Here is a 23,189-nt window from a genome sequence, read left to right as displayed (position 1 = left end):
CGCCTGCCTCCTCGGGCGCATCCGTTCTCGCGGAGAAGCGGCCGGCAGAACGACGAAACTCCGCCCGAACGGAGTCCTCGGCGGCGTGGCGGCCGGAGACTCCGCTCGGACGGAGCGGGAACGAGTGCGGGTCCGGTCAGGACTCGGTGATGTCGATCTCCTGCATCAGGTCGGCGTCGATGGCGATGCGCACCTTCTCGAGCAGCCCATCCGGGATGCGCGAGTCGACCGTGAGCACGCTGAGCGCCTTGCCGCCCGCGGACGTCCTGGCGATCTGCATGCCGGCGATGTTGATCTCCGCCTCGCCGAACTCCTGGCCGTAGACGGCGACGATGCCGGGACGGTCGTCGTAGACCATGACGATGAGGTGCTCCGCGATCGGGACCTCCACGTCGTAGCCGTTGATCTCCACGACCTTCTCGATCTGCTTGGTGCCGGTGAGCGTGCCCGACACCGACACCTGCGAACCGTCGCTGAGCGCGCCGCGCAGGGTGATCAGGTTGCGGTACTCCTCGCTGACCGAGTCGGTGATGAGGCGCACCTCGATGCCGCGCTGCTCGGCGAGCAGTGGCGCGTTCACGTAGGAGACGGTCTCGCTGACGACGTTGGTGAAGATGCCCTTCAGCGCCGCGAGCTTGAGCACGCTCACGTCGTAGTCGACCAGTTCGCCGCGCACCTCCACGTCCACGCTGGTGAGCGGGCTGTGGGCGAGGCCGGAGAACACCTGGCCGAGCTTCTCGACCAGCGGGATGCCGGGGCGCACGTACGGGTCGATGACGCCGCCGGCGACGTTGACCGCATCCGGGACCAGTTCGCCGGACAGCGCCAGCCGCACCGACTTGGCGACGGACACGCCGGCCTTTTCCTGCGCCTCGTCGGTGGATGCTCCGAGGTGCGGGGTGACGACGACGTTCTCGAGCGCGAGCAGCGGCGACTCGGTGGGCGGCTCGCTGACGAACACGTCGAGCCCGGCGCCGGCGATGGAGTTGGTGGACAGGGCGCGGTAGAGCGCGTCCTCGTCGATCAGGCCGCCGCGGGCGACGTTGACGATGAACGCGGTCGGCTTCATCAGCGCGAGCTGGTCGTCGCTGATCATGCCGGTGGTCTCCGGCGTCTTCGGCATGTGGATGGTGATGAAGTCGGCCTCGGCGAGCAGCTCGTCGAGCGTGACCAGCTGAACGCCCAGCTGCTGCGCGCGAGCCGAGGTGACGTACGGGTCGAACGCGATCACGCGGGTGCCGAACGCCTGCAGGCGCGCGGTGATGAGCGCGCCGATGCGGCCCAGCCCGATGATGCCGACGGTCTTCTCGTAGACCTCCGTGCCGGTGTACTTCGAGCGCTTCCACTGCCCCTGCGCCAGCGCGTTGTGCGCGGCCGGGATGTGACGGGCGAGGCTCAGGATGTGCCCGACGGTGAGCTCGGCGGCGGAGATGATGTTGGAGGTCGGCGCGTTCACGACCATGACACCGGCGTTGGTCGCCGCCTTGATGTCGACGTTGTCGAGCCCGACACCTGCACGCGCGATGACGCGCAGCTTGGGAGCGCCGCCGATGACCTCTGCGTCGACCTTGGTCGCCGACCGCACCAGGATGGCGTCGGCGTCGGCCACAGCGGAGAGCAGTGCAGCCCGGTCGGTCCCGTCCACACTGCGGATGTCGAAGTCCGGCCCGAGGGCGTCGACGGTGGCGGGCGAAAGTTCTTCGGCGATCAGCACGACCGGCTTTGTCACGTGGCAGTTCCTTAGTTTCGGAGCAGACTTGGGAGAAAGCGCCACTGGCCATTGGGGCGCGGATCGCAACAACTCTACCGGCTGGGCGGGGGTGCCTTTCGCCGCGTTACGTCTGGCTGCGCGGCCCGTCAACACCTCCGCGTCCAGCGCCCCACGGCACGCACGACTCGTGCAGGAATGGCGATCCGTGCGCCAGAAACCGCGCGTTCAGGTCGCCGAGCGCGCGGCGCATCGAGGAAGGCAGGGCAGACTGGGAGGCGTGACCGCCTTCGAAACCGTCCAGCTCGTCGTGCGGATCGCGCTCGCGTGCGTGTTCATAGGGATGGGCGTCCTGCACTTCGTTCCCGGGCCCGCCCGCGGAATGGCCGCGATGATCCCGCCCCGGATGCGCTGGGGCGCACCGTTCAGCCCGCGCGTCCTCGTCGCGCTGACGGGCGTGTGCGAGCTGGCGGGCGGGATCGGCCTGCTCGTGCCGTGGACGCGGGTGGCGGCGGCGATCTGCCTCGCGGTGTTCCTCGTCGCGGTGTTCCCCGCCAACGCGTACGCGGCGCGGCACAAGGAACGGTTCGGCGCGTTCGGCACCCCGCTCATCCCGCGCCTGCTGCTGCAGGTCCTGCTGATTGGGCTGTGCGTGTTCTGCGCGCTCTGAAGGCCACCTTCGCCGGGCCCATCGGGACAGCTTGGATCGTACTGTCAGCGCGCCCTGAGCACCGCGTCCAGGGCGGCGACCACCGTGGATGCGCGGGTCACGTCGGCGGCGACCGCCGCGCGCAGGTGCGCGACCGGCGTGCGTGCCGCGAGTTCGCGGCGCAGGGCGACGGCCTGGATGTCGGTCAGCCCGACGAGCGCCGTGGCCGCGATCCGCGGCTCAGGGTCGGCGGCTTCGAAGCCGCAGCGGGCGGCGAGTGACTCGGCGGCCAGGGCGACGAGCGCATCCTGTTGCTTGCGCTGGTGGGCGCGCAACGACGGCGTCTCGGCGATGAGGGCGCCGAACCTGGCGGTCTTGTCGTACGCCGCGCGCTCGTCCGGTTGGGCGGCGATCCAGTCGGTGAGACGTCCGAGTTCCCGGTCGAGCATCGTCGCGACCGCGGCGGCGGGCGGGGTGGTGTAATCGGCCAGGGCGCGTCGCAGTCCGGCCTCGGTGGCGTCGCCGCGGTCGAGCAGCAGGGCCTCTTTGCTGGGGAAGTAGTTGAACACCGTCTTCTCGGAGACGCCGCAGACGCGGGCGATCTCTGCGACCTGGACCGCGGCGAACCCGCGCTCGACGAACAATTCGGTGGCGGTGTCGGACAGCAGCCGCCGCATCCTGCGCTTCTTCTGCTCGCGGAGGCCGAGCTGCTCCCCCGGGTCGTCGTGATCCCAGACCACCGTTCGGTCGCTCATGCTGTTGATTTTACAGCAACCATATTTATACTGTCACTGTAATTATCGAAAGGGGTTCGCGTGTCCGCTCTTCTGGTGGCCGGCATCGTGCTGGTGGGGTTGGTCGTCGGCGTGTATTGGGGGCCGTGGATCGCGCTCACCCGGACCATCGCGACGTTCCAGCCTGCTGTGCTCCTGCCGCTCGTCGCGCGGCTGAGCGCGAACCTCGCTCCCGTGATGACCGTGCTGATGCCGCTCGCGCTGCTCGTGGTGGCGGCCGTGGTCGCGGTCGCGGCGTTCGGGCATCCGGTCACGCTCATCCTGGGTGCCGTCGCGTTCGTGCTCCTGGCGCTCACGCTGGTGGTGACGATGGCGGTCGAGGTGCCGATCGTCAAGACCATCGAATCCTGGACCGTCGACACGCTCCCACCCGACTGGCGCGCACGCCGCGACCGCTGGGTGTCGTTCCACCTGTTGCGCGTGATCCCGGGCGTCGTGGCGCTCGCGCTGCTCGCCGCGGCCGCGGTGACCTACCCGCTCTGACCCTGCCAACCACGCTCCCCCGCTCAGTACGCGGCGGCCAGCGCCTCCCGCACGACCGCGGCGTCCGTCACGTCGTACGATGCAGCCCCGCCGCCGGGGCCGGACGGCGAGCCTGTCACGGTCGTGCGCGCCGAGAGGTGCACCGCATCCACGCCGGTCGCCGCGATGCCTGCGATGTCGGTGACGCCGACTCCCCCGCCTGCCATCACCTGCACGCGGCCGGCGGACTCGGCGGCGAGGGCGGCGAGCATCCCGACGCCGTCGATGCTGCGGGATGCTCCTCCCGACGTCAGGATGCGGCGGACGCCGAGCGCGGCGAGCGTGTCGAGGGCGCCGAGAGGGTCCGGCGCGATGTCGATGGCGCGGTGGAAGGTGACGTCGAGGTCGCCGGCCTCGGCGACGAAGCGGGCGACCGCGTCCGTGTCCACGGCCCCGACGGCGTCCAGCGCGCCCACCACGACACCGGATGCGCATGCGCGCCTGGCGAAGCGGATGTCGGCCAGCGCCAGCTCCACCTCGTCCGCGTCGTAGACGAAACCTCCGGCGCGGGGGCGGATCAAGACGTGCACGAAACCGTCGCGGCCCGCGCTCTGCGCTTCGGCGACCGCCGCCTCGATCAGGCCCGCGGAGGGCGTGAGGCCGCCGACGCCGAGCGCGGAGCAGAGCTCGATGCGGTCGGCGCCCGCCTCCAGGGCGACGCGAACGCCCGCCCTGTCCTGGACAGCGATCTCGACGGCGAGACGACGGGACACGGGAACCTCCGGGGTGTGGGCGCGAGCGCGGAACGCGCGCGATTGGAGCGTGAAAAGCGGAAGAGGTGCCGACCTCCGCCGGAGCGGAAGCGGCACCTCTTCAGAGTAGCCAGTCGGTCGCTAGGCGACGATCAGCGCGCGACCTCGCCGTCGACGTAGTCGTCGTCGTTCGACGCGTTCCAAGCGAACAGCTTGCGCAGCTCGCGGCCGGTGGCCTCGATCGGGTGCTGCTCGCCCTTCTTGCGGAGCGCGAGGAACTCCGGCGCTCCTGCATCCTGGTCGGCGATGAAACGCTCGGCGAAGGCGCCGGACTGGATGTCGGCGAGAACGGCCTGCATGTTCTCCTTGACGTGCGGGTCGATGACGCGCGGGCCGGAGACGTAGTCGCCGTACTCAGCGGTGTCGGAGACGCTCCAGCGCTGCTTGGCGATGCCGCCCTCCCACATCAGGTCCACGATGAGCTTGAGCTCGTGCAGAACCTCGAAGTATGCGACCTGCGGCTGGTAGCCCGCCTCGGTCAGGGTCTCGAAACCGTACTGGACGAGCTGCGAGACACCGCCGCAGAGCACGGCCTGCTCACCGAACAGGTCGGTCTCGGTCTCCTCGGTGAAGGTCGTCTTGATGCCGCCGGCGCGGAGGCCGCCGATGCCCTTGGCGTAGCTGAGGACGAGGGGCCACGCGTTGCCGGTGGCGTCCTTCTCGACGGCGACGATCACGGGGACGCCACGGCCGGCCTCGTACTCGCGGCGCACGGTGTGGCCCGGGCCCTTCGGGGCGACCATGATGACGTCGACGCCCTCCGGGGCCTCGATGTAGCCGAAACGGATGTTGAAGCCGTGGCCGAAGACGAGCGCGTTGCCCTCTTCGAGGTTCGGCTGGATGTCGTCGGCGTAGAGGTGACGCTGCACCTGGTCCGGCGCGAGGATGACGATGACGTCGGCCCACTTCGCCGCGTCCGCGGCGCTCAGGACCTGGAAGCCTGCCTCTTCGGCCTTGGGCTTCGACTTCGAGCCCTCCTTGAGGCCGATGACGACCTCGACGCCGGAGTCGCGGAGGTTCTGCGCGTGCGCGTGACCCTGCGAGCCGTAGCCGATGACGGCGACCTTCTTGCCCTGGATGATCGACAGGTCAGCATCGTTGTCGTAGTAGATCTCAGCCACTGGGGGATTCTCCTTGTTCGTGTGGTTCTGCAGAAACGGTTAGTTCTTGAAAACGCGCTCGGTGATGGACTTCGAGCCGCGGCCGATCGCGAGGAGGCCGGACTGCGCCATCTCCTTGATCCCGTACGGTTCGAGCACCTTGAGCAGCGCCTGGGTCTTTCCGCTGTCGCCCGTGACCTCGATCACGAGGGCGTCCGTGGCCACGTCGACGACGCGGGCGCGGAACAGGTTGACGGCTTCGAGCACCTGCGAGCGGGTGGTGTTGTCGACGCGCACCTTGATCAGCAGGTGCTCGCGCTGCACGGACTGCGCAGGGTCGAGCTCCACGATCTTGATGACGTTGATCAGCTTGTTCAGCTGCTTGGTGACCTGTTCGAGCGGGAGGTCTTCGACGTCGACGACGACCGTGATGCGGGAGAGGCCGTCGACCTCGCTCGTACCCACCGCCAGGGATTCGATGTTGAAGCCGCGGCGTGCGAACAGACCGGCGACACGGGTCAGCAGACCCGGCTTGTCCTCGACGAGGAGGCTCAGAACGTGCGTGCTCATGTCTACTCCTCTCCGAAGGCGGGGCTGTGGTCGCGGGCGTACTGGACGTAGCTGTTGCTGACGCCCTGCGGGACCATCGGCCAGACCATCGCGTCCGCGCTCACGACGAAGTCGATGACCACGGGACGGTCGTTGGTCTCCAGCGCCAGCTTGATCGCCGCATCCACTTCCTCTTCCTTCGTGACGCGGATGCCGAGAGCGCCGTACGCCTCTGCCAGCTTCACGAAGTCGGGGACGCGCACGGTGTCGTGGCCGGTGTTCAGGTCGGTGTTGGAGTACCGGCCGTCGTAGAACAGCGTCTGCCACTGGCGGACCATGCCGAGCGACGAGTTGTTGATGATCGCGACCTTGATCGGGATGTTGTTGATCGTGCAGGTGGCGAGTTCCTGATTGGTCATCTGGAAGCAGCCGTCGCCGTCGATCGACCACACCACGCGGTCGGGCTGGGCCACCTTGGCGCCCATCGCGGCGGGCACCGAGTATCCCATCGTGCCTGCCCCACCCGAGTTGAGCCACGCGTTCGGCCGCTCGTACTTGATGAACTGCGCCGCCCACATCTGGTGCTGGCCGACTCCGGCGGTGTAGATGCCCTCCGGTCCGGTCAGCTCGCCGATCCGCTGGATGATGTGCTGCGGGGCGAGCAGGCCGTCCGTCGTCGGCGAGAACCCGAGCGGGAACTCCTCGCGGAGCCCGTTCAGGTACGTCCACCATTCGACGGTGTCGGGCGCCTGGTCTTTCGCGGCCTCTTTGAAGGCGGCGGTCAGATCGACGATGACATCTTTGGCATCGCCGACGATGGGCACGTCGGCGATCCGGATCTTGGAGATCTCAGCCGGGTCGACATCGACGTGGACGACTTTCGCGTTCGGAGCGAACAGCGAGGTGTTGCCGGTGACGCGGTCGTCGAACCGCGCGCCGAGCGACACGATGAGGTCGGACTCCTGGAGCGCGAGCACCGCGGGGACGGTGCCGTGCATCCCGGGCATGCCGAGGTGCTGCTTGTGGGAGTCGGGGAACGCGCCGCGCGCCATCAGCGTGGTGGTGACGGGCGCCCCGGTGACCTCGGCGAGCTCGAGCAGCTCCTGGGAGGCGCGGGAGCGGATGACGCCGCCGCCCACGTAGAGGATCGGCTTCTTCGCCTCGGCGAGCAGCTGCGCTGCCGCGAGGATCTGCTTGCCGTGCGCCTTGGTGATCGGACGGTAGCCGGGCAGGTCGACCTTGGGCGGCCAGATGAACGGCACCGTGTTCTGCTGCGCGTCTTTGGTGATGTCGACGAGCACCGGGCCGGGGCGGCCGGTTCCCGCGATGTGGTACGCCGCTGCGATGGTGGACGGGATGTCCTCCGCGCGCTTCACCAGGAAGGAGTGCTTGGTGATCGGCATGGTGATGCCGACGATGTCCGCCTCCTGGAACGCATCCGTACCCATCAGGGTGGAGAAGACCTGGCCCGTGATGAACACCACGGGGACCGAGTCCATGTGGGCGTCCATGATGGCCGTGACGAGGTTGGTCGCTCCGGGACCGGAGGTGGCCATCGCCACGCCGACCTTGTTGCTCGACGAGGCGTAGCCCTCTGCGGCGTGGCCGGCGCCCTGCTCGTGCCTGACCAGGATGTGACGGATCTTGGTGGAGTCCATGATCGCGTCGTAGATGGGGAGGATGGCTCCACCCGGGAGCCCGAAGACGTCGGTGACGCCGAGGAGTTCCAGGGTGCGGACGACGGACTGGGAGCCCGTCAGCGATTCGGGCGACGCCTTTCCAGGCGTCGCGGATGGCAACACGGTACTAGGAGAACTGGGTTCCGAGGACATGTGTGGGCGAGTCCCTTACGTACGAAACGGATGATGCGAGGAAGCGGAGCTACCCCGTGACCGCGCCCTCCGCAGCGGAGTGCACGAGCTTGGAGTACTTCGCGAGAACGCCACGGGTATAGCGCGGGGGAAGAGGCGCCCAGCCTTCACGGCGGGCGGTCAGCTCTGACTCATCGACAAGTAGGTCGAGGGAGCGAGCCGCGATATCGACCCGTATCAGATCACCATCGCGCACGAAGGCGATGGGACCTGCGTCCACCGCTTCGGGTGCTATGTGGCCGATGCAGAGGCCGGTTGTGCCGCCTGAGAATCGTCCGTCCGTCAATAGTAGTACATCCTTGCCGAGGCCCGCGCCCTTGATGGCGGCGGTGATGGCGAGCATCTCGCGCATCCCCGGGCCGCCCTTCGGACCCTCGTAGCGGATGACGACGACATCGCCGGCCTTGATCTTGCCTTCCGTCAGAGCATCCATTGCTCCGCGCTCGCGCTCGAACACGCGGGCGGGACCCTCGAAGACCTCGGCGTCGAAGCCCGCGGTCTTGACGACGGCGCCCTCAGGAGCGAACGACCCCTTGAGGATCGTGATGCCGCCGGTGGCGTGGATGGGGTTGTCGAGGCTGCGCATGACCTCGCCGTCCGGAGCGGGCGGGTTGATCTCCGCGAGGTTCTCCGCGACGGTCTTGCCGGTGACGGTGAGGCAGTCGCCGTGCAAGAGACCGGCGTCGAGCAGCGCCTTCATGACGACGGGGACGCCGCCGTGACGGTCGACGTCGTTCATCACGTACTTGCCGAACGGCTTGAGGTCGCCGATGTGCGGGACCTTGTCTCCGATGCGGTTGAAGTCGTCGATCGTGAGGTCGACCTCCGCCTCGCGGGCGATGGCGAGCAGGTGGAGCACGACGTTGGTGGAGCCGCCGAACGCCATGGCCACCGCGATGGCGTTCTCGAACGCCTTCTTGGTGAGGATGTCGCGCGCGGTGATGCCGAGCTTCAGCAGGTTGACCACGGCCTCGCCCGAGCGGTGGGCGAAGTAGTCGCGGCGGCGGTCTGCCGAGGGCGGCGCTGCCGAGCCGGGGAGGCTCATGCCGAGCGCCTCTGCGACGGAGGCCATGGTGTTGGCGGTGTACATGCCGCCACAGGCACCCTCGCCCGGGGCGATGGCGCACTCGATGCGCTTGAGGTCTTCTTCGCTCATCTTGCCCGCCTTGCAGGCGCCGACGGCCTCGAAGGAGTCGATGATCGTGACGTCCTTCTCCGTGCCGTCGGAGAGCTTGACCCAGCCGGGGGCGATCGAGCCCGCATAGAGGAAGACGGCGGAGAGGTCGAGACGCGCCGCGGCCATCAGCATGCCGGGGAGCGACTTGTCGCAGCCGGCGAGCAGGACGGTGCCGTCGAGGCGTTCCGCCATCATGACGGTCTCGACGGAGTCGGCGATGACCTCACGCGAGACGAGGGAGAAGTGCATGCCCTCGTGTCCCATCGAAATGCCGTCGGAGACGGAGATCGTGCCGAACTGCAGCGGGTATCCCCCACCGGAGTGGACGCCCTCTTTCGCGCCCTGTGCGAGGCGGTCGAGCGACAGGTTGCAGGGGGTGATCTCGTTCCAGGAGCTCGCGATTCCGATCTGCGGCTTCTCCCAGTCGGCGTCGCCCATTCCGACAGCCCGAAGCATCCCGCGGCTCGTGGTTGCTTCGATTCCGTCGGTGACGACGCGCGAACGCGGTTTCCAATCGATGTCTGGCATGGATCAACTCTAGGACGTTCGGGATGCCGCTCTGAACATATGACCGAGACCGGTGGATAACCCGCGAAGAGGTCAGGCTGTGGAGGACTGCCTGGCGTCCGCGAGCAGGCTCAGCATCGTCGCGACGGCGGTCTCGTCGGCGAGGCGGAACTGCGCTGCCGTCTCCCCTTCTCCCACCTTGATGCCGACGTCTCCGGCGCCCGGGCGGAGCACCGCGAAGCCGTCCTCGTCCGTCACGTCGTCTCCGGCGAACAGCACGGCCGTCGCCTTCGTGTACTCGCGCAGGCGCTCGATGCCGTCGCCCTTGTTGGCGCCGCGCACCGAGAACTCGATGATGTCCTTGCCGTCGCGGATGGTGAGCGTGTCGCTGACCGAGGCGGCAGCGGCGTACGCGGCCTCGACCACCTTCTTGCCCTCCTCATCGCCGAGCAGCCGGTAGTGGACGCCGTAGCCGACCGGCTTGGTCTCCAGGCGCGTTCCCTCCGTGGACGACACGAGCGCGCCGAGCACGTCTCCGAGCTTCTGCAGCGTCTCCTGCTCGTCGATGCTGAGGTCGAGCGATACGCCGTCGCGGCCGAACCGGATCTCGACGCCGTGCGAGCCGATGAGCAGCGCATCCGGATCGGCCTCCGTCACGATCTCGAGGCTCGACAGCGGTCGGCCGGAGATGTACGCGACCCAGGTGTTCGGCAGGGCTTCGAGCCTGTCGAGCGCCTCCTTGGCCTGCGGGAGCATCCTGGCCGCCTTGGGACGGTCGACGAACGGCGCGAGCGTGCCGTCGAAGTCGAGGGCGAGGAGGACGCGCTCCTCCGACGCGAACGCGCGGAGGGCGTCGACGAGGGCGACGGCGGAGGCGGACGGTGTTGCGGGGGCTGTCTCTGTCATGCTTCTTTCTCAGGTGATACTGCGGCTGGGTACGCGCCGGTCAGCGCCGGTTGACGGGCGGGTTCTGCAACGGGTGGTCTCCGTGCGCGCTGCGCGTCAGAGCATCCAGGAAGGATGCGGACCACTTGGCCACGTCGTTGGTGAGGACGCGCTTGCGCAGGGCGCGCATCCTGCGTGTCCTCTCCCTCCTCGGCATCGCGATCGCCTGCTGGATGGTCTCCTTCAGCCCCTCGATGTCGTGCGGGTTGATGAGGAGCGCCTGGCGCAGTTCGTCCGACGCCCCGGCGAACTCGCTGAGCACCAGCACGCCGTCGTCGTCCGCGCGGGTGGCGACGTACTCCTTGGCGACCAGGTTCATCCCGTCGCGGAGGGCGGTGACGAGCATCACGTCCGCCGCGAGGTAGAGGGCGACCATCTCCTCGCGCGGGTAGCCGTGGTGCAGGTAGGCGATGGCGGTGTGGCCGAGGGTGGAGTAGTCGCCGTTGATGCGGCCGACGGTCAGCTCGATCTCGTCGCGGAGCTGCATGTACGTCTCGACGCGCTCGCGGCTGGGGCTGGCGACCTGCACGAGCGTGACGTGCTCCGAGTCGAGCTTGCCCTCCGCGAGGAGTTCGCCGAACGCCTTGAGCCGGTGCCCGATGCCCTTCGTGTAGTCGAGTCGGTCGACGCCGAGCAGGATCTTCTCCGGGTTGCCGAGCTCTTCCCTGATCTGCCTGGCGCGCTCCTGGATCTCCGGCCGCTTCGCCAGCTCCTGGTACCGCTCGGCATCGATCGAGATCGGGAACTGCCTGGCGAGGACGGTGCGGGCCAGTCCCCCGTGCTTGTTGGTGGTCACGTGACGGTGCGACCCGGCATCCGGATCGTCGGTGTCGATCGGCACCTCGATGATCGGGCCGCGCGTCTCGTAGCCTTTCAGCCGCCGGACGGCGCGGGAGAAGTTGCCGGCGTCCGCGACCCGCTGGAAGCCGATCACGTCCGCGCCGAGCAGGCCGTCGATGATCTGCCTGCGCCACGGCAGCTGCGAGTAGATGCCGTACGGCGGGAACGGGATGTGGTTGAAGAAGCCGATCACGAGGTCAGGGCGCTGCGCCCTCAGCATGGCGGGGACGAGTTGCAGCTGGTAGTCGTGCACCCAGACAACGGCGCCCTTCGCCGACACGGCGGCGGCGGCATCGGCGAAGCGCTGGTTGACCTTCACGTAGGTGTCCCACCACTCGCGGTGGAAGCTCGGCTGCGCGATCACGTCGTGGTAGAGCGGCCAGAGGGTGTCGTTGGAGAAGCCCTCGTAGTACTCCTGCAGGTCCTGCTCGCTGAGGCGCACGGGCAGGATGTTGATGCCGTCCGCCTCGAACGGGTCGATGTCCTCGTCCGCGACGCCCGCCCAGCCGATCCAGACGCCGTCCTCCGCCCGCATGACGGGCTCCAGAGCGGCGACGAGTCCCCCGGGAGACGGCCGCCAGCTCGCCGTTCCGTCGTCGTCGGTGACCCGGTCGACGGGGAGTCTGTTGGAGACGATGACGAGATCGTACGTCTCGGTGTCCGTCGTCGTGTCCGTCGTCGTTTCCGTGCTGGTGGAGGAGGTTCGGTGGGGTGAGATGGTGTGTCCAATCCGTCGGGTCGCGGCCATTGCGCACTGTATGCCAGGGTACCAGCGTGTTCTAGCCCTCCCCAGGGGCGGCGGCCCGGCGGCGGGCCGGCAGCGGCGCGGCGGCGGCGCGGCTCGCGTTCGCGCGGCGGTCATGCTGCGTTCAGCGCGCGTGGGTACAGTGTCGCGCGTGATGCGAATCGGCATGAGCACGTCGTGCGTCTACCCGCTGGCCGTCGAGCACGGTTTCCGTCTGGCAGCCGAGGCGGGCTTCGACGGCGTCGAGGTGATGGTCACCCGCGACGAGACCACCCAGTCCCCGGATGCACTGCTCGCCCTCTCCGACAGCTACCGGATGCCCATCCTCTCCATCCACGCGCCCGTGCTGCTCCTGACGCACTTCGTCTGGGGCCGCGACCCGCGCGTGAAGCTGGAGAAGTCGGCCGAGCTGGCGGCGGAGGTCGGCGCGGACACCGTGGTCGTGCATCCACCGTTCCGCTGGCAGTCCGGCTACGCGGAGGACTTCCTGGCGATCGTCCGCGAGACCGCCGACGCGAGCGGCGTCGCCATCGCGGTGGAGAACATGTTCCCGTGGAAGCTGGCAGGCAGGGCGCTCGCGGCGTACTCCCCCGGCTGGAACCCCGCGGCGATGGACTGCGACGCGGTGACCCTCGACTTCTCGCACGCCGCGCTGAGCGGCGTCGACTCCCTCGCCCTGGCCACCGAACTCGGCGACCGTCTGCGCCACGTCCACCTCTGCGACGGGTCGGGCCCGCTCGACGAGAACCGCGTGTTCGACGAGCACCTCCTCCCCGGCCACGGCGGCGAACCGGTCGCTGAGGTGCTCAGGATGCTCGCCGGCCGCCGCTGGTCGGGCAGCATCGTCGCCGAGGTCAACACCCGCAAGGCGCGCACCGACGACGAACGGCTCGGGATGCTCCGCGAGACCGCCGCGTTCGCCCGCGAGAACACGGGGTCGGCTACTGCGCCTTCCCCAGCGTCCTGACGAGCGCCCGCGCGTACTCCCGGTATCCGGCGGCCGTCGGGTGGAAGGCGGCGAACCCCGAGGTGTTGACCCACGGGTTCTTGTTGCCGATGCCGTGTCCCTCGAAGTCGACGCCGACGAACGTCATCGGCACGCCTTTCGCCCTCTGCTCGTCGACCGCGGTGTGGATGACCTCGTTGAGGCCGATGGTCGCCGCGTTGATGGCGGCGGCCATCCCGAAGTCCGGGGCGTTGGGGTCGGAGGCGTCGTACATGACCGCGTAGCCGGTGACGACGATGCGCGCGTTCGGCGCGGCCTTCGCGACCGCCGCGTAGACCGCATCCAGCCGGTCGGGAAGCACGTTCAGCAGGGAGAGCGCGCTCGACAGCTCGTTGCGGCACGGGATGGCCTTGCCCGCCGCACAGTCGGACGCGATGTCCGCGACGCCGAGGTCGTTCCCTCCGATGCTGAGGGTGACGAGGTCGGTGCGGTCGTCGAGGGCGATCAGCTGCCGCTTGAGCAGGTCGGAGGTGGTGGCGCCGCTGCACGACGCGTTCGCGATCAGGTCGACGCCGGACTCCTCGGCGAACACGTCCGGGTAGCTCTTCGGGCTGCTCACGCACTTGCCCGTCTCGCCGCCCGCGCCCATCCCGGCCGCGAACGAGTCGCCGAGCGCGACGTAGCGGGTCTCCGGGGTGAGCGGCTCATCCGGGAACGGGTCGACGGTGGGCGTGGGCGTCGGCGTCTCGCGCGCGGCGACGGGGCGTCCGTCCTGGGAGTCGTGACGCGCGTTCGAGGTCGCCGACCACGCGAAGGCCGCTGCGCCGGCGAGCACGCCGACGACGACCACGGCGATGATCGGGATGACGATGGCTCTGCGTCGCATCCGATCAACGTTACCTGCGCATCCTTGGCGCCCGCTCGACGTCCGCCGTGGCTGGGCTCAGTGTGCGCTGTGCCTCACACCCGCTCGGTCAGCGCCAGCAGCACCGCGGGCACGCTGGCCGACAGGCGCTCGGAGAAGGCGCGCTCGTCGCCAGTGAGGAGCGCCCTGGCTTCGGCGTTCGCGCAGAGTTCGGCGATCACGCGCACCGCTTCCTCCGGCGCGATGGTGAAGCGGCGGTTGGCCGTCTCGAGCGCTGCCTCGACGATCTCGGTGAGTTCGGAGAAGAAGCCGTCCTGGTAGCGCACGAAGTCGGCGGCGATGGCGGGGTCGCGCATCGCGAGGAGCAGGAACTCCGACTGGACGAGCCACCAGCGACGGTCGTCGGACTGCAGTTCGAGCACCTTGGCGACGATGTCGACGACGTCGTCGTCGCCGATGGTCACACCGTCTCCGACCTTGGGCGCCAGGTACTGAGCGACACCGGCGTTCAGCTGTTCGATGCGCATGGTCTTCTCGCGCTCCATCAGCGCGAAGAACAGCTCCTCCTTGGTGGAGAAGTTGGAGTAGAAGGCGCCGCGGGTGAAGCCGGCCGCCTCGGTGATCATCTCGACGCTGGCCGCGTGGACGCCGTGCTCGGCGAAGATGTCGAAAGCCGCGTCGAGCAGGCGGGAGCGGGTCTTCTGGCGGCGCGCCGACTCGGCCGGCGCTTCGTCTCTGAGAGCTGTCGTTTCCAAGCTGAAACCTTCCTGAATCGAGTTCCAGATACACGAGTGTATCGGATACATTCGGGTATCGGATACAACGGTGTATCGAACCCCCGTACTGGATCTGTAGCCGATTATGTAGGAGAACGCGTGTCCTCGATTCTGTATTCGATCGGCCGCTGGGCGTTTCGTGCCCGCAAGCTCGTCGTCTCCCTGTGGATCGTCCTCCTCGTCGCCCTCGGCGGCGGCGCCGTACTCTTCAACCAGGGCACCGACAACTCGTTCAGCATCCCCGGCACGGAGTCGCAGGAAGCCCTCGACACCCTCAGCCGCACGTTCCCGCAGGTCAGCGGCACGTCGGCGCAGCTCGTCGTCGTCGCTCCGAAGGGCGAGTCGGTCACCGACGCGTCCGTGAAGCAGCCCGTCGACGCCGCCGTGACCGACCTCGCGAAGCTCGACGGCGTCGCGGGCGTCACCTCCCCGTACAGCAAGCAGGTGAAGGGCTCCATCTCCGACGACGGGTCCGCCGCCATCGTCACCGTGCAGCTGAAGGGCCAGATCACCACCGTTCCCGCCGAAACCAAGACGGCACTCCAGGATGCGGGGGCCGACCTCCAGAAGCAGCTTCCGGATGGGTCACAGGTCGCCGTGGGCGGGCAGCTGTTCTCGCAGAGCCTGCCGACGCTCAGCGTCACGGAGCTGCTCGGCGTCGGCATCGCCCTCGTCGTCCTGATCCTCACCTTCGGATCGTTCCTGGCGGCGGGGATGCCGCTGCTCACGGCGCTGCTCGGCGTCGGGCTGTCGATGGCGCTCATCTTCATCGCGACGCTGTTCGGGCCGATCTCCTCGACGACGCCGCTGCTCGCCCTCATGCTGGGGCTCGCGGTCGGGATCGACTACTCGCTGTTCATCATCTCCCGGCATCAGAGTCAGCTGAAGGCCGGCGTCGATCCGGAAGAGTCCGCCGCCCGCTCGGTCGCGACGGCGGGGTCCGCGGTGCTGTTCGCCGGGATCACGGTCATCATCGCGCTCGTCGGGCTGTCGGTGGCGAACATCCCGTTCCTGACCACGATGGGCATCGCGGCGTCGGCGGCGGTCGCCATCGCGGTGCTGATCTCGCTGTCACTCACCCCCGCTCTGCTCGGCTTCGCCGGCGCGAGGATCACGCCGGGACGGCGTGCGGCGAAGCGGGCGGCGCGGCGCGCGGCGAAGGCGGCGGGCGCATCCGGGGCGGGAGCCGCATCCGGCGCAGCGGCGACAAGCGCAGCACCCGAGACGCACGAACCCGTCCCCAGCGCCACGGCGCCGACCCTCGCGCACGCGGCCAAGGCCGACGTCCCTCCCGGGTTCTTCCGCGGCTGGGTGCGGGCGGTCACCCGGTTCCCGATCGTCACCATCGTGGGCGTCATCGCCATCCTCGGCGTCGCCACCATCCCCGCCGCCCAGCTGAGGCTCGCCCTCCCGGACGCCGGCTCGCACACCGAGGACGACCCGGCGCGCATCGCATACGACCTCATCTCCGAGCACTTCGGCCCCGGATACAACGGACCGTTGATCGTCACGGGCTCGATCATCTCCAGCACGGACCCCGTCGGACTGATGACGAAGATCGGCGACGAGCTCGCCGACCTCCCCGGCGTCGCCGCCGTGCCGCTCGCGACCCCGAACCAGACGGCGGACACCGGCGTCGTGCAGGTCATCCCGACCACCGGTCCAGACTCGGAGAAGACGGCGCAGCTCGTCTCGGACATCCGGGCGAAGCACCAGCACTTCCTGGACGAGTACGGCGTGGACCTCAAGGTCACCGGAAACACGGCCGCGCAGATCGACGTGTCTGACAGGCTCGGCGGCGCCCTGCTGCCGTTCGGGATCCTGGTCGTCGGGCTCTCGCTGGTGCTGCTGACGATGGTGTTCCGGTCGATCGCCGTGCCGATCAAGGCGGCGCTCGGCTACCTGCTCTCGGTCGGCGCGGCGTTCGGCGCCGTGACGGTCGTGTTCGAGTGGGGCTGGCTGTCGGACGCGCTCAACGTCGCGAAGACGGGGCCGGTGATCAGCTTCATGCCGATCATCCTGATGGGCGTGCTGTTCGGGCTCGCGATGGACTACGAGGTGTTCCTGGTCAGCCGCATCCGGGAGGACTACGTGCACGGCGGCAACGCCAGGCGCGCTGTCGAGAGCGGGTTCGTCGGGTCGGCGAAGGTGGTGACCGCCGCCGCGATCATCATGATCTCGGTATTCGCCGCGTTCGTCCCCGAGGGCGACACGTCGATCAAGCCGATCGCGCTCGGGCTCGCCGTCGGCGTCTTCGTCGACGCGTTCATCGTGCGGATGACGCTGGTGCCCGCCGTGCTGCAGCTGCTCGGCGAGAAGGCCTGGTGGATGCCGCGCTGGCTCGACCGCATCCTGCCGTCGTTCGACGTCGAGGGCGACGGCCTGCAGAAGGAGCTCGACCTGGCCGACTGGCCGGAGCCGGGCGGCCGTTACATCGCGGCAGCGGACGGACTGACCATCAGCGCCAAGAAGCGGCCGCTGTTCTCCGACGTGTCGTTCCGCCTCACGGATGGCGAGGTCCTGGTCGTGCAGGGCGACGACCGCACGGCGTCCCTCGCGCTGCTGATGGCGATCACCGGACGCACCAAACCGGATGCCGGCACGATCAAGGTGGCCGGCTTCGTCCTGCCGACCCGCGCCGCCGGCGTGCGTTCCCGCACCGCCGTCGTGCGCCTCGGCACCTCGGAGACGCCCGTGCACGACGTGCGGAACGCGCTCGCCGGTCACCCGCAGCTGCTCGCGCTCGACGCCGTCGATGCGGTGACAGACCCGGTGGAGCGCCGGCGCATCCGGTACGAGCTCTCCGACGCGGTCAACCGCGCACGGGACGACGAGCGGCCGTTCGCCATCGTCGTCAGTTGCGTCGATCCCGCCGAACTCGACGACCTGCTCCCGGTCAGCGTGGTGCCGACCTCGCTCGGCAGGACGGACCGGCCAGGCAGCGGCGAGCATCTCGCAGCCGACCACGCCGTGCACCAGCACTCCGCCCCCGCACACCCCGTAGACAGCACCACCGAGAAGGCGATCGTCCGATGACCACCCCGACCTCCCCGACCACGCCGCTCCGCCGCCCGCGCTCGCTGTTCTCCCTGGAACGGATGCGCTCCGACAAGCGCGTCACCTGGCTCACCATCGCCGGTCTGCTGCTAGTGCCGCTGGTGATCGGCGGGCTACTCGTCTGGGCGCTCTGGAACCCGACCGAGCGCCTCAGCGATGTGAAGGCCGCCGTCGTCAACCTCGACCAGCCTGTGGAGATCAACGGCCAGACCGTCCCGCTCGGGCGACAGCTGTCCGCCGGACTCCTCAACGGGAAGTCGGACAACTACAGCTGGGTGCTCACCGACAAGAAGGACGCCGACGCCGGGCTCGCCGATGGGACGTACGTCTCGGTCGTGACCATCCCCAAAGACTTCTCGAAGGCCGCGACGTCGCCGTCCGGCTCTGCCGCCGACGCCGAGCAGGCGACCATCGACGTGCAGTCCAGCGAGAAGTCGAAGCTCGTCGACCCCGCGATCAGCCAGGCCGTGACCACGACGGCGACCTCGGTGCTGAACACGCAGCTCACCTCCACCTACCTGGAGAACGTCTACGTCGGCTTCAACACGCTGCACGACCAGATCGCGAAGGCCGCGAGCGGGGCGACCGAGCTGTCCGGCGGGGCGTCGCAGCTGGCGTCCGGCGCGCACCAATTGAGTGACGCCTCCAGTCAGCTCGCGTCCGGGGCCTCAGCGCTCTCGAGCGGCGTCGGCCAGCTCTCCGACGGCGTCGCGTCGCTCGCCGGCGGACTGACCACGCTGCAGCAGCAGACCGCAGCACTCCCCGAGCAGACCCAGCAGCTCGCCGCGGGAACGGCCGGGGTGTCGAGCGGTGTGAACGCCACCGTCGCCGGGCTGCAGAAACTGGCAGCGGGATGCGCGGCCGTCCACGGCCCGAACGACCCGATCTGCGCGGGCATCACCCAGACCATCGCCGGCATGACCACCGGCCAGGGCGGCTCCCCCAGCCTGGTGGATGCGGCGGGTTCCGTCGCCGCGGGCACCCAGCAGCTGGCAGCGGGGATGCCGGCGCTCACGGCCGGGATCGGCCAGAGCGCATCCGGTGCGAGCCAGCTCGCCTCCGGGGCGTCGCAGTCCGCGTCGGGAGCGTCGTCTCTCGCGAGCGGCACACAGCAGCTCGCGACGGGCGTCGCCGGGCTCGCGACCGGGGCGGACCAGACCAGCGCAGGCACGGCATCCCTCGCCTCCGGGCTGAAGGAGGCGGCGGACAAGTTGCCCAGCTATTCGAGCGACGAGCGCTCCAACCTCGCGACCGTCGCCTCACAGCCGGTCACGCAGAACAGTGAAGGCACGAGCGGATTCGGGCAGACCAGCATCCCGTTGTTCGGCGCCGTCGCGCTCTGGCTCGGTGCCCTCGCGACGTTCCTGGTGCTGCAGGCGGTCTCCCGCCGCGCACTGCTGACGACGCGCGCATCCGGTCGCATCGCGCTCGACGGGTTCCTGCCCGCCGCGGCGATCGGCGCGATCCAGGGCGTGTTCGTGGCGGGCGTGATGCAGTTCGCGCTCGGTCTCGACGTGGGCCACTGGTTCGGCTTCGCCGGGGTGGCGGTGGCGGTGGGCGTGGCGTTCGCCGCCGTGAACCACGGGCTGGTCGCCCTCCTCGGCGGGGTCGGGCGGTTCGTCTCGATGCTCGTGGTGGTGGTGACCCTCGCCTCCGGGATCGTGTCGACCGTGCCGGGGTTCTTCTCCAGCGCGGTCCAGTGGATGCCCACCTCGGCGGCGATCACGGCGTTCCGCGGCGTCGTCGAGTCGACGGACGGCGTCTGGCGCGGCCTCGGAGCGCTCCTGCTCTGGGCGGCTGTCGGGTTCGCCATCTCCGCCATCGCCGTGGCGCGCCGGCGCATCGTGCGCGTCGCCCAGCTGCTCCCCGCCGAGTAACCCAAGCAATCGAGTCCGAAGTTGTTCACGCCTGCGCCCGGCGTGTCGCGTGAATAAGTTCGGACTCGATGGCTTGGGGAGCGGGGCGGGTCAGAGCGTGGCGATGAGGGCGAGCGTCGCGAGGATGACGGTGAGCGGCGCGACGATGGCGCCGAGGAGGATGTAGCGGCTCCAGCGGATCTCGACGTCGAGCGACGTGAGCCTCTGGTGCCAGAGCAGCGTGGCCAGCGACGCCCACGGGGTGATCAGCGGCCCGGCGTTCACGCCGATCAGCAGCGCGACGAGCCGCGCCGGGCTGCCGGCGACCGGTTCGAGGGCGAGGTAGGCGGGGAGGTTGTCGATGGCGTTCGCGCCGACCATCCCGGTCAGCGACAGCCGCAGCAGCGCGAGCGGCGAATCCCCCGTCCCCGACACCACGGCGAGCAGCTCGCCCAGGCCGACGGAGTGCAGCGCCTCGATGAACAGGAACAGACCGGACGCCAGCACGACGAGCTGCCACGGCACCAGCCCGAACCGGAGCACCGAGCGGCGGCGCACCAGGAACACCACGCCGAGGACCACGGCGGCCCCCGTCGCGGGCATCCACACCGGGATGCCGGACACCAGTAGAGGCACGAGCGCGACCACCACGGCGGCGCTCCACCAGAACAGCACGGGGTCTTCGATGCCGTCGATGCCCCCGGTCTCGTAGCGGGTGAGCAGGCGGCGGCGGTAGATTAGGAAGATCGCGACGACGGGCACGATGATCGCCACGATGGCGGGCGCTGCGGTGAGCGCGGCGAACTGCAGCGGGCTCGGATCCCCCATCGCGTGCTGGGCCAGCAGGTTGGTCAGGTTCGACACCGGAAGCAGGAGCGAGCCGGTGTTCGCGAGCCAGACGGTGGTGAGCGCGAACGGCAGAGGGTCGAGGCCGGCGTGGCGGGCGAGGACGATGACGACGGGCGTGAGCAGCACGGCCGTGGTGTCGAGCGACAGGAAGATGGTGCTGAGCGCCGCGACCGCTGCCACCAGCAGCCAGAGCACCCAGGCCCGTCCGCGACCCCAGCGTGCCGTCTGCTGCGCGATGGCGGTGAAGAGTCCAGCCTCCGCCGCCAGCTCCGTGACGACCGTGACGGCGACCACGAACAGCAGGATGGGCCACACCCTGTCCCCGAGCTGCGCGGCGTCCTCCAGGGGGAGGATGCCGGTCGCGACTGCGACGATTCCGAGCAGGAGGAGAACAGCGCCGACGATCGCGGTGCGCATCCATCGTCCTTTCGTGTCGTGGGTGTGTTCGCTGCTGCGGTTCTCGACGCGGCTCTGCGAGCGTACGCTACGAAACGCACCCGGTAGCGTAGTGCCAGGAGCGAAAGGATGCGGATGCGCAAGTTCATCTTCAATGGAGCGATCATCAGTGCCGCCTTCGGACTCTGGACGACCATCCAGACCACCCGCTCAGGAGCGAAGGACTGGCGGGTGCCCCTGCTGTGGATCAGCGCGGCCCTGTCGCTCGTCATCGCGGTCGGCACGGTGCTCGAAGAGTCGAAAGAAGCCGAGATCAGCGAGAAATCGCGCTGATCGCACGGCGTGTCCGCGCCGAATCTGAGATTTCTTCCAGGACACTTGCATTCAAGTGTAAGAACAGCCTGGAAGGGGTTGGATCATGTTTGGTCGTAGGCGGCACGCCGCCGCGGTTCCGGCGGCTCCGGTTCCACAATTGACGGACGCCCAGATCCTCGAACTCGTCCACGGCAAAGTGGCCGAGTTGATCGGTGAACGCGGTGAATGGACCGTGTCCCGACGCGCCGCAGACGACACCGACACGATCTTCCACTCGGTCCTCGCCCAGTCAGTCAGCCTCAGCATCACGACGGCCCTCGTGGAGGCACGCCAGCGCGTCGCCGCCGGCGAGACCATCGCGACCGCCGAGCCGCAGCACCTCGCCGCGGAGGCCCCTGCCTCCGAGCCCGTCGCGGCCGACGAGACCGCAGTGACGGTCGAGGCGGACACGACGACGGAGTCCGACGAGCCGGCCGCCTTCGGCTGGGAGCCCGCGCCGATCACCGTCTGGACCGACCTGCGCAAGCCGGTCACCGGCGAGATCCCCACCCTCACCGAGCGCTCCGCCGCCTAGCGCCCAGCCTCCGGCTAGTCGAGCGGGTGCCACGCGGCGGGCCCGCGTGAGCCTGCGCGGTAGGTGGTCAGCGGGACGGCGTCCTTCTTCCACTCGCTGATCACCGGGGCGACGATGCGCCAGCACTCCACGGCGGTGTCTCCGCGCACCGACAGCGACGGGTCGCCGTCGAGGATCCCCTCCAGGACCTCCCCGTATGCGAGCAGCTCGCCGGGACCGAACTCCACCGAGAGGGATGCGCGCTCGATCGCGGTCGGGTCGCCAGGGCCGTTGATGTTCAGGTCGAGCGACATCTCGTCCGGCGCGAGCATGATCCGCAGCTTGGTCGGCTCCTTCACGCCCGTCAGCCCGGTCGGGATGTGCGGGGCCGGCTTGAACGTGACCACGATCTCGCGCCGCCTCTCCCCCAGCGCCTTGCCGGAGCGCAGCGTGAACGGCACGCCCGCCCAGCGCCAGGTGTCGATCTGGAAGGTCACCTCGGCGAGCGTCTCCGTCTCCCTGTCCGGGTCGACGCCCGGCTCCTTGACGTAGGACGGCACCTTGGCGCCCTCCACCGTGCCCGCCGTGTACCTCGCGCGCCTGCTCGACTCCACCGGGCTGTCGTTCCAGACGCGGGTGGCGCGGAGCACAGCGCCCTTCGCATCCCGGATGTCCTGGGCGCCCATCGTCGACGGCGGCTCCATCGCCAGCACGGCGAGCACCTGCAGCAGGTGGCTCTGGATCATGTCGACCAGCGCTCCCGCCTTGTCGTAGTAGCGCGCCCTGCCCTCGAGGCCGAGGGTCTCGTCGTAGATCACGTCGACCCTGTCCACGTGCTGGCCGTTCCAGAGCGGCTCGAAGATGCGGTTCGCGAAGCGCAGTCCCACCAGGTTGAACACGGTCGACCGTCCGAGGAAGTGGTCGACACGGTGGATCTGGTCCTCCGGCACGAGCTTCGCAAGCTGGGCGTTCAACGCGATCGCGCTGCGCCGGTCCGTGCCGAACGGCTTCTCCAGGGCGAGCGTCAAACCTGTGGGAAGTTTCAGCTTCTCGAGGGCCTTGCAGGCGAGCGCGGCGACCGCGGGAGGCAGCGCGAAGTACAGCGCGGGCACCCCGTCTGCTGCGTCGAGGATGCGCTGCAGGTCGTCCGGCGAAGTGACGTCGGCGCTGAGGTAGGTCGTGCCGGAGAGGATCGCATCCACCGCCGGGCCACTGGCCTTCATCGTCTTGAAGGCCGCGCGGACCACGGAACGCCAGTGCGCGTCCGTCCAGTCCTCCGTGCCGGAGCCGACCAGTTTCACCGAGCGCTCCGGGTGGTCGGTCAGCAGCTGTCCGAGTGCGGGGAGGAGGAGTCTGGACGAGAGATCGCCGCTCGCTCCGAGAATCACGAGAGTGGTCACCGACTGCGTCATGTCCA

General features: G+C 69.1%; 20 protein-coding genes. 7 read left to right on the top strand and 13 right to left on the bottom strand.

Annotated features, from left to right (window positions below; all coding sequences use genetic code 11):
• Positions 1 to 136 precede the first annotated feature (136 nt).
• Positions 137 to 1,729: a phosphoglycerate dehydrogenase gene (serA, locus tag HF024_RS08055; protein WP_085370271.1), complete on the bottom strand. Its 1,593-nt coding sequence runs from the start codon at positions 1,727 to 1,729 to the stop codon at positions 137 to 139.
• A gap of 259 nt (positions 1,730 to 1,988) precedes the next feature.
• Between serA and HF024_RS19775 the strand changes: the two genes are divergently transcribed.
• On the top strand, positions 1,989 to 2,378 hold the full coding sequence (locus HF024_RS19775) for a DoxX family membrane protein (RefSeq protein WP_247597364.1): 390 nt from the start codon (positions 1,989 to 1,991) through the stop codon (positions 2,376 to 2,378).
• Positions 2,379 to 2,422: 44 nt separating this feature from the next.
• On the opposite strand, the gene HF024_RS08045 is transcribed toward HF024_RS19775, so the two are convergent.
• Complete coding sequence (locus tag HF024_RS08045) at positions 2,423 to 3,112, bottom strand: TetR family transcriptional regulator (protein ID WP_168689227.1); 690 nt, start codon at positions 3,110 to 3,112, stop codon at positions 2,423 to 2,425.
• A gap of 60 nt (positions 3,113 to 3,172) precedes the next feature.
• Between HF024_RS08045 and HF024_RS08040 the strand changes: the two genes are divergently transcribed.
• Positions 3,173 to 3,634, top strand: coding sequence for an anthrone oxygenase family protein (locus tag HF024_RS08040; protein WP_168689226.1), 462 nt, complete (start codon positions 3,173 to 3,175; stop codon positions 3,632 to 3,634).
• Positions 3,635 to 3,657: 23 nt separating this feature from the next.
• On the opposite strand, the gene HF024_RS08035 is transcribed toward HF024_RS08040, so the two are convergent.
• From HF024_RS08035 to otsA, 7 genes are all read right to left on the bottom strand, one after another.
• Positions 3,658 to 4,386: a copper homeostasis protein CutC gene (locus HF024_RS08035; protein ID WP_168689225.1), complete on the bottom strand. Its 729-nt coding sequence runs from the start codon at positions 4,384 to 4,386 to the stop codon at positions 3,658 to 3,660.
• Positions 4,387 to 4,517: 131 nt separating this feature from the next.
• A complete protein-coding gene (gene ilvC / locus HF024_RS08030; protein WP_085370264.1) occupies positions 4,518 to 5,546 on the bottom strand; it encodes a ketol-acid reductoisomerase in 1,029 nt (342 codons plus the stop codon).
• Between the two features lie 39 nt (positions 5,547 to 5,585).
• A complete protein-coding gene (gene ilvN, locus HF024_RS08025; RefSeq protein WP_055892785.1) occupies positions 5,586 to 6,095 on the bottom strand; it encodes an acetolactate synthase small subunit in 510 nt (169 codons plus the stop codon).
• 2 nt (positions 6,096 to 6,097) lie between these two features.
• Complete coding sequence (locus tag HF024_RS08020; protein WP_247597363.1) at positions 6,098 to 7,906, bottom strand: acetolactate synthase large subunit; 1,809 nt, start codon at positions 7,904 to 7,906, stop codon at positions 6,098 to 6,100.
• A gap of 49 nt (positions 7,907 to 7,955) precedes the next feature.
• On the bottom strand, positions 7,956 to 9,650 hold the full coding sequence (gene ilvD / locus HF024_RS08015) for a dihydroxy-acid dehydratase (protein WP_085370262.1): 1,695 nt from the start codon (positions 9,648 to 9,650) through the stop codon (positions 7,956 to 7,958).
• A gap of 72 nt (positions 9,651 to 9,722) precedes the next feature.
• Complete coding sequence (otsB, locus tag HF024_RS08010) at positions 9,723 to 10,535, bottom strand: trehalose-phosphatase (protein WP_168689223.1); 813 nt, start codon at positions 10,533 to 10,535, stop codon at positions 9,723 to 9,725.
• A gap of 40 nt (positions 10,536 to 10,575) precedes the next feature.
• Positions 10,576 to 12,162 carry an alpha,alpha-trehalose-phosphate synthase (UDP-forming) gene (gene otsA, locus HF024_RS08005; protein ID WP_168689222.1) on the bottom strand — a complete coding sequence of 529 codons (1,587 nt, stop codon included), beginning with the start codon at positions 12,160 to 12,162 and terminating at the stop codon, positions 10,576 to 10,578.
• Positions 12,163 to 12,313: 151 nt separating this feature from the next.
• Between otsA and HF024_RS08000 the strand changes: the two genes are divergently transcribed.
• Positions 12,314 to 13,126, top strand: coding sequence for a sugar phosphate isomerase/epimerase (locus HF024_RS08000; protein WP_348770484.1), 813 nt, complete (start codon positions 12,314 to 12,316; stop codon positions 13,124 to 13,126).
• On the opposite strand, the gene HF024_RS07995 is transcribed toward HF024_RS08000, so the two are convergent.
• Together HF024_RS07995 and HF024_RS07990 are read right to left on the bottom strand one after the other, a co-directional pair.
• Complete coding sequence (locus HF024_RS07995) at positions 13,101 to 13,991, bottom strand: SGNH/GDSL hydrolase family protein (protein ID WP_168689220.1); 891 nt, start codon at positions 13,989 to 13,991, stop codon at positions 13,101 to 13,103. The two genes, HF024_RS08000 and HF024_RS07995, sit on opposite strands and share 26 nt — an antisense overlap.
• A 74-nt stretch (positions 13,992 to 14,065) precedes the next feature.
• Positions 14,066 to 14,725 (bottom strand): TetR/AcrR family transcriptional regulator, encoded by a 660-nt coding sequence (locus HF024_RS07990; protein WP_247597362.1) that lies wholly within the window; start codon positions 14,723 to 14,725, stop codon positions 14,066 to 14,068.
• Positions 14,726 to 14,845: 120 nt separating this feature from the next.
• Between HF024_RS07990 and HF024_RS07985 the strand changes: the two genes are divergently transcribed.
• Positions 14,846 to 17,782, top strand: a complete 2,937-nt coding sequence (locus HF024_RS07985; protein ID WP_168689218.1) for an MMPL family transporter — start codon at positions 14,846 to 14,848, stop codon at positions 17,780 to 17,782.
• Complete coding sequence (locus tag HF024_RS07980) at positions 17,779 to 19,680, top strand: YhgE/Pip domain-containing protein (RefSeq protein WP_168689217.1); 1,902 nt, start codon at positions 17,779 to 17,781, stop codon at positions 19,678 to 19,680. Before HF024_RS07985 ends, HF024_RS07980 begins: the two co-directional genes overlap by 4 nt.
• Positions 19,681 to 19,770: 90 nt before the next feature.
• Here the strand turns inward: HF024_RS07980 and HF024_RS07975 are convergent, their stop codons facing one another.
• Positions 19,771 to 20,925 carry an SLC13 family permease gene (locus HF024_RS07975; protein WP_168689216.1) on the bottom strand — a complete coding sequence of 385 codons (1,155 nt, stop codon included), beginning with the start codon at positions 20,923 to 20,925 and terminating at the stop codon, positions 19,771 to 19,773.
• 114 nt (positions 20,926 to 21,039) lie between these two features.
• On the opposite strand from HF024_RS07975, the gene HF024_RS07970 reads away from it, so the two are divergent.
• The gene (locus HF024_RS07970) at positions 21,040 to 21,237 is read left to right on the top strand and encodes a hypothetical protein (RefSeq protein ID WP_085369532.1); all 198 of its coding nucleotides are present in this window, start codon (positions 21,040 to 21,042) and stop codon (positions 21,235 to 21,237) included.
• Between the two features lie 139 nt (positions 21,238 to 21,376).
• Positions 21,377 to 21,793, top strand: coding sequence for a hypothetical protein (locus tag HF024_RS07965; protein ID WP_247597361.1), 417 nt, complete (start codon positions 21,377 to 21,379; stop codon positions 21,791 to 21,793).
• 14 nt (positions 21,794 to 21,807) lie between these two features.
• On the opposite strand, the gene HF024_RS07960 is transcribed toward HF024_RS07965, so the two are convergent.
• A complete protein-coding gene (locus tag HF024_RS07960) occupies positions 21,808 to 23,184 on the bottom strand; it encodes a glucose-6-phosphate dehydrogenase (RefSeq protein ID WP_210724050.1) in 1,377 nt (458 codons plus the stop codon).
• Between the last annotated feature and the right edge of the window lie 5 nt (positions 23,185 to 23,189).

Origin of the sequence: Leifsonia sp. PS1209, assembly GCF_012317045.1 — a bacterium.
In the GTDB taxonomy this organism is placed as follows: domain Bacteria; phylum Actinomycetota; class Actinomycetes; order Actinomycetales; family Microbacteriaceae; genus Leifsonia.
Note: the sequence above shows the minus strand (reverse complement) of the source record. Positions and strands in the feature narration are given on the sequence as shown.